Raw genomic sequence first — 12489 nt, 5'->3', positions numbered from 1 at the left:
TGGGGATTTAATGGTGGTGGCCAACTGGGCGATGGAAGCACGACCAACAGATCTTCCCCCGTTCAAGTAACCGAGCTCGATTCGGTGTCCGCCATAGCTGCGGGCTCTTCGCATACTTTGGCGCTCAAAAGCGATGGAACCATCTGGGCGTGGGGATTTAATGGTGGTGGCCAACTGGGCGATGGAAGCACGACCAACAGATCTTCCCCCGTTCAAGTAACCGAGCTCGATTCGGTGTCCGCCATCGCGGCGAATGGTAACAGTTTTGCGGTGAAAAGCGACGGAACCGTTTGGGCGTGGGGGAATAATTCGATTGGCCAACTCGGAGACGGAACCACAACAGACCGTTATACTCCCGTACAAGTTGCCAATCCTGAAGCGCCACAGTGGCCTGCGGGCGACGTGCTGACGGTTACCGATGTGACCTATAACAGCGTACAGCTGAATTGGCAGCCGGCTACGGATGAAACGGGCGTAGACAAGTACAAGGTATACCAAGACAACACGCTGCTGGCTACCCTGAACGGGGATGTGAACAGCTATGAAGTGAAGGGGCTTTCTCCAAACACGTCCTACTTCTTTTCATTGGTCGCCGTCGATGCCGATGGCAATCAAAGTGTGAAAAAAGAAGTAAAGGTCGGCTCTTTTCAGCTTTCCGATTCCAAAACTTATTCATACGGCGGATCCAGTTATGAGTTTTTGTTATATTACGGGTACATTTCGTCTCCAGGCCAAGTATTGAGTGGATCTTGGAGCCCCCCTGAGGGTTATCATGGGGTCGTTAATGTCTCCATGGGTTCTCCGTATGGAGAAAATTATGACCTTAGTCTGGAGACCGTGGGCGAGGGTAACCGATTGCCGGAAGATACGACGTTACTTACAAATGGTACTGAGTACAGTGCTACCGAGGTGCCCAGTGGTTACAGAGCGGAGTGGAGAGTTAAGGGACATACGGGCAATGATTTTAGTCCGGATAAGAAAGTTTTCGTCTATGTAAGCATCAAATACGACAATCACTGAAGATATTGCTATGTTCTCAGCATGGTAACAGGAGCACGTAAATTAATGTCTTAGCGTGGGTTTTAAGTCATTTGGTTGCGGGACCTCTTGAGGGAAGGGAAACGATAGAACAATAAAAGCAGCGGCAGTCTAGGCCATTTGGGCACCTAGTCCGTCGCTGCTTTTTTTTTTAACGAAAAAAGGCTAATAAATGGAATTTAATATTCGGCTTATCCGGGTGATCGTACCGGATTAGCTTAGAGTAAGAAAAAACACCAATCACGACATGACAAAGGCTTAGCGTATATATTCGATAAAATGTTGGCAGGACCCCATGCCCATCAAGCTAAAGGAAAATACTACCTCCTCAAAACGAAAAAACGTTATTCTTTCGGTAGACTGACTAATGAAAGGATAACGTTTTATGATGAATCTTGGTATTTCAGACGACCTTCATTTGTTTTCACAAGAACTGGAACGACATTTGTCTCCTCTTGCTCTCACCCAACTAGCCAAAGAAACAGGATTCGTCACACGAACCAGTAAATATCGTGCGCAAGATTTAGTCGCCTTATGTGTATGGGTGAGTCAACGAATAGCTACGACCTCTCTCAACCAGCTTTGTAGTACGTTAGAGGCAACGACAGGGATTCTTATGAGTCCAGAAGGACTGAATCAGCGTTTTAATTCAGCTGCTGTACGTTTTCTACAGTAGATCGTTTCGCTTTTACTCCAGCAAACACGCTATTCGTCTCCCGGACAGCTTCGCTCCGTCCTATCAGGGTACAGGAGGATGCAGTCACACCGCTGGTGTTAAAATCCAACTAGAATATGATCTGCAAAGTGGACAGTTCATCCATCTGCATACGAGTCACGAAAAGGAAAATGATAAAATCCCCATTTTCCAAATCGATCATTCTCGCTCATCCTCCACTACGGTTTATTCTATCCCCATAGGTTCATTTACCCCGTTAACCATTATTCGCGCTAACTATTCATTATCCTTTTAATATAACTCGAGCTTGCACACACTCTCTCTCACCCACCTCCGTTACGGACACCAGCGACGCTAAAACGCCAAATTAACCTTCGTTTTGCGAGGTTGCGAACCAAGGTGACCTTATTGGCTCCTATTCCTAACAAACCAGTGCAGCATGTCGCAGATAGAGTCCAGCGTGTCCGTAAGAGATAGGCTCAGCGGGTAAAACAACAATTAAGGTCTCTGCTGTCCGCAGCTTCGATTAGGCAAATGCAAATCTAAAATCAACATCAGACGATAGCCAAAACAAAAAGATAACCCGGTCCCCTTCCCTATCGGAAGACAACCAGGTTATCTACGGCCTTGCCTTTGCTTTTAAGCTTAACAAGCTCAGCTACGCTTTCTTACCCTTTAACCGAGCCGGCAGCCATGCCTTCAACGATGCGGTCGCTCAGGAACAGGAATGCGACCAGGATCGGCAAAATGCTGATCATGAGCGTAGCGCCAATCGCGCCCCAATCGGTTGTATACTGGCCGATGAAGTTTTGCACGCCGACCGTAAGAGTCTTGAAGGAATCCGAGCTAATGAACGTATTGACGAAAATAAACTCGTTCCAGTTGTAAATCATGTTAATAATCGAAGTTGTTGCAATCACGGAGCCGGTCATCGGCAATACGATCTGGAAGAACATCCGGTTGACCGAGCATCCGTCAATGATCGCCGCCTCCTCGACCTCGCGCGGCAGCGCATAATAGAATCCGAGCAGAATCATAATGGTGATCGGCATATTGAATGCGACGTACGTTAAAATGAGCGACAGCGGATGATCGATCAACCCCGCCTTATTGAACATGCTGAACAGCGGGATGAGCGTCGAATGGACAGGGATCATCATTGCCACCATGAACAGGCCAAGGACAAGCGAGCTGCCCTTCCATTTCATCCGGGTGATGGCATACGTCACGAGACTGCCAAGGACGACGGTAAGCGCAGTAGCGACGACCGTAATCCATACGCTATTCAGAAAATAAGTGTCGATATTGCCTGCGCTCCATACCTTGCCGTAGTTCTCCCATCGAGGGTTGGTCGGCAGCGACAGCGGAGGAAGATTGAACACTTCCTGATTGCTCTTCAGCGAGAAAAACAGCAGCCATACAAGCGGGAACAGCTGCAGGGCAGCGACGACAATCAACACGATATAGAGCAGTGCATATCCCAGCTTAAGCAGGACGCTCGAACCCTTCCCCCTCGATGCGCCGCCTAGTTGTCCAGCGGTTGTGCTCGTCATGAAGCTTCCTCCTTCCTTATGAATATTGAATCGTATCTTTCGTAACGGTCATTTTGCGGATAATCCACGTAGCTATCAAGCAAATGACGAGCAGGAAAAATCCTACCGCGCTGCCGTAGCCGAAATCGTAAGCCCGGAAAGCCTGATGGTACATGTACGAGGCCATGACTTCGCTAGCTCCGTTCGGTCCGCCGTCCGTCATGACATAGATCAGGTCGAAATATTTGAGCGAGCCTACAACAGCCAGCACGATCGTCACTTTGATAACTTCCATTGCGAGCGGAAGCTTGATTTTGTATGCGATTTGGAACGCATTCGCGCCGTCGATCTTCGCCGCCTCTTCCAGCGACGTCGGGATATTCTTAAGCGCAGCATAATAAATCAGAATATAGAAGCCCGCATATTGCCATAGAATCGGGATGAACAGAGCGAACAGCACAAGCGACGGCTCTGCCAGCCATGCGGGAGGATTAGCGACCCCAATAGATTCTAGAAAGCTGTTCATAATACCGTTCGTAGGATGATAAATTTTGAGCCATAGCTGCGCGATCGCAACCGAAGACAGAAGCATCGGAATCAAGTAAATTTTGCGGAACAAGTTCGATCCTTTAAGGCGTGCGGATAATACCATAGCAACGATTAAGTATAAAATAAGGCTGAGTGCCGAGAATACGGCGAGCAGCAAGGAATGTCCGGCACTACTCCAAAAATTGTCATCTTGAATGAGGGCGCTGTAATTGTCCAGTCCGACAAACTTCATAGCCCCAATGCCGTTCCATTCGTTAAGGCCGTAATAACCCGTCAGCACGATTGGAATGTATACGACGGCCATAATCAACAGCAGGGAAGGCAGTACGTAGAGCGCAATCATTTTTTTATTCGACATTACCTTATCCAAATGGGCCGACTCCTCTCTCTAAGGTCATAACGCAAGAGGCCGCTTATCCGGCTGCCGCAGCCGGATAAGCAAAGCTTCTTATGCTTTATTGCTTTATATTCGTCCGCTTATTTAGCTACGGCAGCGTCGTGCTCCTGCGCGAATTTCTCTGGCGTTACAGCTTTGCCGAACAGCGATTGAATCATGTTCAGATGCGTTTCAGCCGCATTAGCCGGCATTTGAACGTCTGCGAACAAAGTAATGCTGCTTGCTTGGTTCATTTCGTTGAACAGATCGATGTAGAGCTGCGGAAGCTCAAGCGCCGATGTGTCCACTTTCGTAGCAGGAATAACGCCTGCGCCCGTTACGGATTGCTCGCCCCACTTCGTTACGAAGTATTCGACGAAAGCTTTCGCTTCTGCTTTTACTTTGGAGTTTTCTGCGACGAACAAGCCTACTCCCGGTCCGCCTACCCAGCTATTGATGTCGCCTTTGCCGCCTTCAACCGTAGGGAATTTGAAGAATCCGACTTTGTCGCGGAACTCTTGCGGAATATCGGCGTTCGTCGTCCAGTTCGGAAGCTCCCATGTACCCATCAGGTACATTGCCGCTTTCTCGTTCGTGAACTCGGACTTCGCTTCTTCGTTCGACAAGCCGTTGAAGCCTTTCACGAAGGCATTGCCGTCAACGAGCGATTGAACCTCGGTAGCAGCTTTCATCAGGTTTTCGTCCGTGAACGAAGCTTCGCCTTTGATTGCTTTGGACAACGTCTCTTGACCGGCGAAGCGGTCAGCCATGTACATGTACCAAAGCGAGCCCGTCCAGCGGTCTTTGTTGCCAAGCGCGATTGGCGCTACGCCGTTGTCGCTAAGCGTTTTCACGACTTGCTTGAACTGATCGTAAGTTTGCGGAACTTCAAGGTTGTATTTCTCGAAGATCGCTTTGTTGTAGTAGATTGGAGCAATGTTGAACTCTAGCGGCAGCGCGTACGTTTTGCCGTCAACCGCATAGGCTTCCGTTGTGCCCGCTACGAACTTGCCGTTCAATTCGCCGCCCAGCACATCGTCAACCGGCGTGAACAGGTTGCCTTCAACGTAAGGCTGCAGGAAGCCGGCCGCCCAAGTTACGCCAACGTCCGGAAGCTGGTTGGAAGCTGAAAGCACTTTCAATTTGTTTTTATATTGTTCGTTGTCCAGTACCTCTTGCTTGATCGTTACGTTAGTATGTTCAGCTTGATAATCGTTGATAATTTGGTTAACGATTTTGTTTTGGCCGGCGGATACACCCTCTGGCCATAGATGCATGAAGTTGACCGTCACTTTCTTGGAATCGCTTTCAGCTGCGCCCCCATTTGCTGAGCCTTCGTTGTTAGCGCCATTATTGCCGTTGTTGCCGCAGCCTGCAGCTACCATTGCCAGGCAAAGCGTCGTCATGAGCGTGATGGACCATTTCTTTTTGAACACGTTTACAACCCCTTTTCTGATGTTGTTTGTTTGGTTCGTCTTGCTTCAAAATAATTGTAGCAATGCGGTTGCAACGTGGTAAGGCTATGTGAATTGGGAAAAGTTCTACTTTTATTGGATTGTCTCTTCCGAATGCGCGACGCTCTTGCGATATTGTCCCGGACTCATTCCTTCGATCGAGCGGAATACCTTTACGAAATATTTGGCCGTCTGGTAGCCGACCTGGTCGGAGATCTCGGCAATCGTCTGCCTCGTGCCCGATAACAGCTCCTTCGCCCGTTGTACCCTCCTGCGCGTCAAATACTCGCTGAACGTTAATCCCGTCTGCTCCTTAAACAGCACGCTGAAATAGCTGGCGTTCATATGGAGATGGTCGGCAATATCGCGCATGGAGACCGGTTCATGAAGATGATTGTCAAGGAACTGTATGGCTTCATGCACCTGCGCACCGTATGGCTTCCCTTGGCGGACGGTCTCCATTAGCTTCGGATCTACTAGCCGCTCCATTCGTTCGACCCGGTGTATGTCTTCCTCCCGCTTCAAAGCCAATTCTACCGCTTGAACAAGCTTAGTTTTATCTAGAGGTTTCAACAAATATTCCAATACGCCAAATTGCAGCGCTTTCTGTGCATAATCAAACTCCGGATGTCCGGATATAATGATGACGACAGGCGGATGCTCCATCGCCTTCACTCTTTCAACAAGATCGAGACCGCCCATTTCCGGCATCCGAATATCCGTTATGAGCAAACTTGCCGCGTTCGCCTCTAGCCACTTCAGCGCCTCGACGCCGCTCTCCGCCGTTATTATTTTGTAACGGCCTGCCGCCCAAGCCTCCAACGACTTGCGAATGCCTTCCCTCGTTCTCGGTTCATCATCTACTACCAATATCGTTTTCATAATCAGCTCTCACTCCCGTATTCATTCGGTATTTCGAAAGCAATCGTCGTACCACGGCCCTTCTCGCTGCGGATAACAAGCCCGTCGGTATCCGATTCATAATATAGCTTCAATCTTCGGTCCACGTTAGCAATTCCGACTCCGTTTCCTTTAGCGGAACGGTTATACCCGATTTGCATCGCGGCATACAGCTGTTGAACCTTGTCCGTATCCATGCCCGGCCCGTTATCCGTTACTTCGATTCTCGTATAGCCTGTACGAGCGGATGGCAACACGATGATCTCGACGGTTCCTGGTCCGATTTGCTGTTCAACGCCATGCGTAATGGCATTTTCCACTAAAGGCTGGATAAGAAGCTTCGGAATCGGCGTGCGTCGGCAAATGTCGCCAGCGGCGATTCGCCAGGACAATCGATCAATGAGCCGCATGTCCATAATCTTAAGATACCGTTCCGCGTGGTCGAGCTCATCGCTGATCGTTACCCATTCATCTTCGTCCGGGCGAGCGATGACATAACGGAACAGTCCCGACATTGCCACAACTACTTGCGACAGCTCCTCTTCCCCTTTCTCGTCGAGAGCCCAATAGAAAGCTTCCAACGTGTTGAACAGGAAGTGCGGATTGATCTGGGCTTGCAGCGCTTTAAGCTCCGTGCGGCTCTGAATGATTTCTTTCTGATAGACGACTTCGATCAGCTCATTAAGCGAGCCGACCATCTGGTTGTACGTATTGTTAAGCTCGTTAATCTCCATAGAGGACGTCGAAACGTCGATCGGCTTCAGCGTCCCAAGCTTCGCGATGCGCATCGCTTTAATAAGATTCAGAATAGGCCGAGTAATCATGGTCGATAGGATGAAGGTGAGAATGAGGAACAGCAAGCCACCTACCATGACGGATACGATAATAGCGGTACGCAAGATTAAAATGCCTTCCGTCGCGTACCGGGCAGGCGTTAAGATGATGATCCGCCAATTCGTTTCTTCCGATTTTTTCTGAACCGCAATATATGCCTCTTCGTCGATCTGCACGGTCTCTCCGCTTTGCTCGATCATCGAGCCGATATCCAACTCCTTGGAAAAATCGGATGCGATAATCTGTCCCGAAGCGTCGACGAGCCCCATCGATTCGCGAACATCGTTTTCCTCCGCCTGCCCCGATTCCGTCAGTTCGAAGTAGTTTTTGTCCATATGGACCATCAAATACCCCGCATGGGAAAAAGACTTATCGATCAGCCGGATATGACGGATTGCAATCACGACATTCGGATATCGCGGATCCATGCCGTACCATACGAGCCTTCCCTTCCCCTCGTCGGCAAGCGTAATCCGATCCTCGGAAACGCGGCTGTCCAGACTGACGTCCGTAAGCGGTAATAGCATACGATAGTCCGTCGTGAACAGCTCTAGCGATTGAATGCCCGTCGCATAAGGCGTATATTTGCGAACCTCCTGTTGCAGCAATTGGCGCTCCTCGAAGCTGATTTTCCGGCCTTCGACCTCTTGCGTCAGCAGCCGCTGGATCGTTGCGTTCGTCGCTACTTGCGCGGTCAGCGTGTCGATCTGCTTCAGCAGCGCATCCAGTTTGCCGGATGCTTGCACGGCTGTCTGCTGAATATGCTTCTCGGCATTGTTGCGGAGCAGGACCGACACCTGATCGTACGTAAACAACCCCACAGAAGCCAGCACAATGACCATAACAACCATGAATCCAAGAAAAATCTGGTTGCGTAACGTATTCATCGAGGCAAACTTATTCAATATGCACACTCCAATCTGGATTCAACTATATCGGTAAGGATGAGAGCTTCAGGCAAACTCATTTATAGTTTTGAAATTTAATATACACAATAAAGAGCAGAAAATGAAACGTTACATTTTCAATTTGTTGGTTTAGACGGTCGCCGTAAGAGCGAATTCGCTTTGGCGGACGGCGCATTTCCGCAGCTTGCCGACTATAAGGATACTAGTGCCTCCCACAGCATAATTGTACAACCGCTCGCTCGACGATTGCCCGCCTGTTAGTGCGTATTTGCTCTTACAGACAATATACTTCTACGGTGCGATTACCGTAGCACGCATGCACTCTTACAGCACTACCATACAACCACTCGCTCGACGATTGCCCGCCTGTTAGTGCGTATTTGCCCTTACAGACCGCACACTTCAGCTTCTCCATCCCTGTAAGGGCACATGCGCTCTTACCGCAACGTCTTCTTCTCCACTTCATGAAAACGATTAAGCTCGCCGATGATAAGGCTCCGCCGAAATAACCTTCTCTACTTTGCGATAGACCGCAACCATATCTGCCTAGTTGGCGTCAAACCTTTTATCTAACATCTGGAGGTTGTACCTATGCAGCTAAGAGGGTTTGCGATAGCCTGTGCGATATCAATTGTATTGAGCGGTTGCAGTCTGAACGAGGATCAAGCGAGGAAGGAGCAAGAAGCCGCTCCGGTTGTCGAACCAGCAGTCATCGAAGCAAACGTCACGGATGATCAAAATGCGGGATTCGATGAAAATCAAGCGGTAGCTGCGGTGCTTAAAGAGAAGCCGGATTTTCCGCCATCTGGCCAAGCAAAGGAGATTGAGGTTGTAACAGGAGGCAAGGCGCCAGGAACAAAAGTCAAGGGAACGTTATCCACCACAGTAGCCGCCTCCTCCTCGCCCGGCAAATATACGGTAACGCTTATGAAAAATTTGGATTATACGATCAATGAAGAGGTCCTGCGCGGCTATTGGATCTACGAGGTAACACCGGAAGAGACCCGCCTAGTAGAAAGCAACGACAATACGATCCTCATCGAGACTGTGAAGTAATATGGAAAACAAAGAAGCAGAGCATGGGCGAGTCTCTAACCGCCCTGCTCTGCTTCTATCGTTCTATGCGAAAGATCGTCGATCTAAGCAATTCCATCGCCTGAGACAACTGCTCTAGCTCTTCGCCGGACAAACCCCGGACACGCTCCCCCACCCAATTCTCCATATGAGCAAAAACATTGCCCATCAGTTCCTCCCCCTTAGGAGCGAGACGTACATATTGCTTCCTCTTGTCCTCATCCGCATCGTACTTCCAGCATAACGATTTATCTATCAGCTTCTTAAGCTCACGGCTCGTATTCGGCATGGACATATCTTTGCACTCGCTAATTTCACTAACCGTAACCGGCTGCGATACGGCGATAAATTCAAGAATACCGTATTGGGCAGGCGTAATGTCCTCTATCGAAAATCCCTTAGTCACGTTATGCTTCATTTGGTGAACGTCGGTTATAAACGCAATCAATTGTTGGAACAACTCTTTCTTTTCCACTTCGAATCACCTCTTACCGCGTACAATAACAAATTTGTTGTCACAAAACAATTATCATTTGACAACTATAAGAACCGTGTGATATTTTTTAGTTATCAAATGATAAGTAAAGAGGTGACTGTGACATGAAAACGCTAATTATTTATACCCATCCGAATCACGAGAGCTTAAGCTACGCTTTTTTGCAGAAGACGCTTGAAGGCATTGGCGAGAACCCGAATATCGAGGATGTCAAAGTGCTGGATCTGTATGCCGAGAACTTTAACCCTGTCCTCATCTTCAATGCAAATAAACGCCGACGCGATATGCACGCCGACCCGGCTTTAACCAAGTATCGCGAACAATTGTTATGGGCAGACAAGATTGTATTCGTCTATCCGATCTGGTGGGGGCGCCCCCCTGCCATGCTGCTCGGCTACATTGATCAAATGTTCGCTTCCGGCTTTGCCTACCGGGATAAGGGAGGACTGCTGCCCGAAGGTTTGTTGAAAGGAAGATCAGTCGTATGCATTTCCACCATGAAAGGCCCGGCCTTCTATCCGCTCTATTGGCTCAACAACTCGCACCAGGTACTCATGAGAAAAGCGCTCTTTAAATATGTAGGCATCAAAAAGGTCAAGTTTTTCGAATTCGGCAGCATGGAGAGCGCGAAGGGGAAGCACGAGCAGAAACTGAACAAAATTTATCGCTATTTCAGAACGTTAACGAGCTGACGCAAGCATAAATAGACAGCCATTACTCCGGGAGAAGAATGGCTGCCTAACGCAATCTATTAGACGTTCTGCGGCAGGGCAACTACGAATTCCTGCTCGTTGTATGTGAAGTAATCTTCCAAGATTGTTTGCCTATCGTCGAGAAACAACTGCTCTGCTACCGCCGATGCGATCTTCGGCACGCCGAAGCGCATACCCGATAACGCTGAGGCTGAGACTCCAAAGCTAATGAGCGCGGAATAGCTGAACGAGAATAGTCCGTGCAGAGGCTTCCTCCCTTCTTCGCTCCGGCTCATGAAGGCGAAGCCGGGGCTTAAGTATGGATGGGCATCAAGCACCGGACTCGCTACCTCCGCAGGAGCTTCATAGCGGTCGCCCCAGCGTGCAATATGGCGCTCCACCAATCTCAATTCCGGCCGGTAGGCAGGGTCGGTCAGCAGTCCCGTACTAATAATAAGAAAATCGAAGGAGTGCTTGCCTTGCGGCGTCGTTACGAGTGCCTGACCTCCAACTGCTTCCACCTCAAGCCAAGGTGCTCCTAGATGCAAGCGAAAGCCCGGCCAGGATGCCGCTCTCTCGAACGTATCGTTCGTCGGCGGTTGATTGTGCTTGAAGAAATGCGCCATGACCTCGTATTTATCTTTATCCTCCAGAGCTGCGAACCGCTCGATCATGCCCGAGCCTTCCATCTGACGAATCGGATTAATGCGCGGGAGTTCCTTGCGGCGTACGAATACGTGAACCTCGCCGACACCTTCCGTAAGGGCGAAGTTGGCGTTGTCGAACGCTGAAGCGCCGCCGCCGAGTATGGCGATTTTTTTCCCTTTGAGCGCATCGAAGTCCATTTGAGCCGATGTATGCGCATATAGCATAGTCGGCAGGTTCTCCGAGATCATCTCCGGCACATGCCATTCTCCCCCGCCTTGAATCCCCGTAGCAAGGACTACTTTCCTGGCAAGCAACGTATCCGACGGGGCGCCGTCGCCATTAATATGAAGCCGGTGCACACCGTCCTCCGTCGGCTCGATCAGTTGAAGCTTGACGTCGTTAATGACAGGCAAGCCGAGTACGCGACGGTACCAGCGCAAGTAGTTCATCCAGTCGCCGCGCGGGATTTTGTCCACCTGCTCCCAGCCCTTCACCCCATGCTGCGCTTCCCACCAGGAACGGAACGTCAATGACGGGATGCCCAGATCGACGGACGTCAGATGTTTTGGCGTGCGTAGCGTCATCATGCGCGCATACGTCTCCCACGGACCTTCATAGCCTTCCGGATTTTCATCGATAACCAATATATTCGATACACGTTCGCGCAATAGCGCGAAGGCGATGCTTAAGCCGCTTTGCCCGCCGCCGACGATGACAACATCATACACATGACCTTCTGAATGGCTGCGTGGACGCACCCAATTCGGACCTCCATAAGCGAGATAAGAAAGATCGGTAGCTACTCGTTCATTCAACGCTTCCAGACTCATATCCTCACACCTTTCTCCTGGCTCCCACCACAAACTTAACGCCCAACACTTTCACTCAACTATGCATGTTAAGTTTTTAGACATAGCGTGTTAAGTTAATGTTCATTCTATCTTATCTAGCTTGTCTTTGAAAGATTTCAGACAATTTTCATAATCATGCATAAAATAACCGCCTTTTATTGTTCACCATGACTATAGCGCTGAAGCAGGATAGCATAAATGAGGAGGTATTCATAATACGATAGGCCGCACTTCGATTCAGACGGTAATATTCGCTTTAATCTGAATTGTACCTTGTTCTTGTGAAGGTACTGACCGACAATGTTCAACGAGGGAGTTAGTACAAACGGCAGGAACAATCCCCCCCCTCCCTACTACGACCTGAAGGAGTGATGGTGTTGAACACGATTCATAATAGACAAGAGCCAATGAGAGGTCGTATGGCATAATAGAATGCAACTCTCATTAGGCAATGGGAGGCC

General features: G+C 49.4%; 10 protein-coding genes and 1 pseudogene. 4 read left to right on the top strand and 7 right to left on the bottom strand.

The genetic code is table 11. The annotated features are described in order from the left end of the window. Together J2T14_RS23820 and J2T14_RS23815 are read left to right on the top strand one after the other, a co-directional pair. Positions 1 to 1020 (top strand): fibronectin type III domain-containing protein (locus J2T14_RS23820; RefSeq protein ID WP_307474799.1); only part of this gene is annotated, 1020 nt, incomplete at its 5' end. A 406-nt stretch (positions 1021 to 1426) separates the two neighbouring features. After that, positions 1427 to 1892: pseudogene (locus tag J2T14_RS23815) on the top strand (IS4 family transposase); the annotation flags it as partial. A gap of 490 nt (positions 1893 to 2382) precedes the next feature. On the opposite strand, the gene J2T14_RS23810 reads toward J2T14_RS23815, so the two are convergent. The 5 genes from J2T14_RS23810 to J2T14_RS23790 all read right to left on the bottom strand — a co-directional run bounded on the left by J2T14_RS23810 (position 2383) and on the right by J2T14_RS23790 (position 8264). Beyond that, positions 2383 to 3267: a carbohydrate ABC transporter permease gene (locus J2T14_RS23810; protein ID WP_307474797.1), complete on the bottom strand. Its 885-nt coding sequence runs from the start codon at positions 3265 to 3267 to the stop codon at positions 2383 to 2385. Positions 3268 to 3283: 16 nt separating this feature from the next. After that, a complete protein-coding gene (locus tag J2T14_RS23805) occupies positions 3284 to 4165 on the bottom strand; it encodes a carbohydrate ABC transporter permease (protein WP_307474795.1) in 882 nt (293 codons plus the stop codon). A gap of 107 nt (positions 4166 to 4272) precedes the next feature. Next, on the bottom strand, positions 4273 to 5607 hold the full coding sequence (locus J2T14_RS23800; protein ID WP_307474793.1) for an extracellular solute-binding protein: 1335 nt from the start codon (positions 5605 to 5607) through the stop codon (positions 4273 to 4275). A gap of 111 nt (positions 5608 to 5718) precedes the next feature. Then, positions 5719 to 6507: a response regulator transcription factor gene (locus J2T14_RS23795; protein ID WP_307474791.1), complete on the bottom strand. Its 789-nt coding sequence runs from the start codon at positions 6505 to 6507 to the stop codon at positions 5719 to 5721. 2 nt (positions 6508 to 6509) lie between these two features. Continuing rightward, positions 6510 to 8264, bottom strand: a complete 1755-nt coding sequence (locus J2T14_RS23790) for a cache domain-containing sensor histidine kinase (protein ID WP_307474789.1) — start codon at positions 8262 to 8264, stop codon at positions 6510 to 6512. A 594-nt stretch (positions 8265 to 8858) separates the two neighbouring features. Here J2T14_RS23790 and J2T14_RS23785 point away from each other — a divergent pair. Further along, positions 8859 to 9323, top strand: a complete 465-nt coding sequence (locus J2T14_RS23785; protein WP_307474786.1) for a hypothetical protein — start codon at positions 8859 to 8861, stop codon at positions 9321 to 9323. A gap of 55 nt (positions 9324 to 9378) precedes the next feature. Here the strand turns inward: J2T14_RS23785 and J2T14_RS23780 are convergent, their stop codons facing one another. Beyond that, positions 9379 to 9816, bottom strand: coding sequence for a MarR family winged helix-turn-helix transcriptional regulator (locus J2T14_RS23780; RefSeq protein WP_307474784.1), 438 nt, complete (start codon positions 9814 to 9816; stop codon positions 9379 to 9381). Positions 9817 to 9941: 125 nt separating this feature from the next. Between J2T14_RS23780 and J2T14_RS23775 the strand changes: the two genes are divergently transcribed. Then, positions 9942 to 10529, top strand: a complete 588-nt coding sequence (locus J2T14_RS23775) for an NAD(P)H-dependent oxidoreductase (RefSeq protein ID WP_307474782.1) — start codon at positions 9942 to 9944, stop codon at positions 10527 to 10529. Between the two features lie 59 nt (positions 10530 to 10588). Here the strand turns inward: J2T14_RS23775 and J2T14_RS23770 are convergent, their stop codons facing one another. Then, entirely contained in the window at positions 10589 to 12007 is a 1419-nt protein-coding gene (locus J2T14_RS23770; protein ID WP_307474780.1) for a flavin-containing monooxygenase, read from the bottom strand. Between the last annotated feature and the right edge of the window lie 482 nt (positions 12008 to 12489).

Origin of the sequence: Paenibacillus harenae, assembly GCF_030812415.1 — a bacterium.
GTDB classification, from domain to species: Bacteria; Bacillota; Bacilli; order Paenibacillales; family Paenibacillaceae; genus Pristimantibacillus; species Pristimantibacillus harenae_A.
This window is presented reverse-complemented; position numbering and strand designations above follow the sequence as displayed.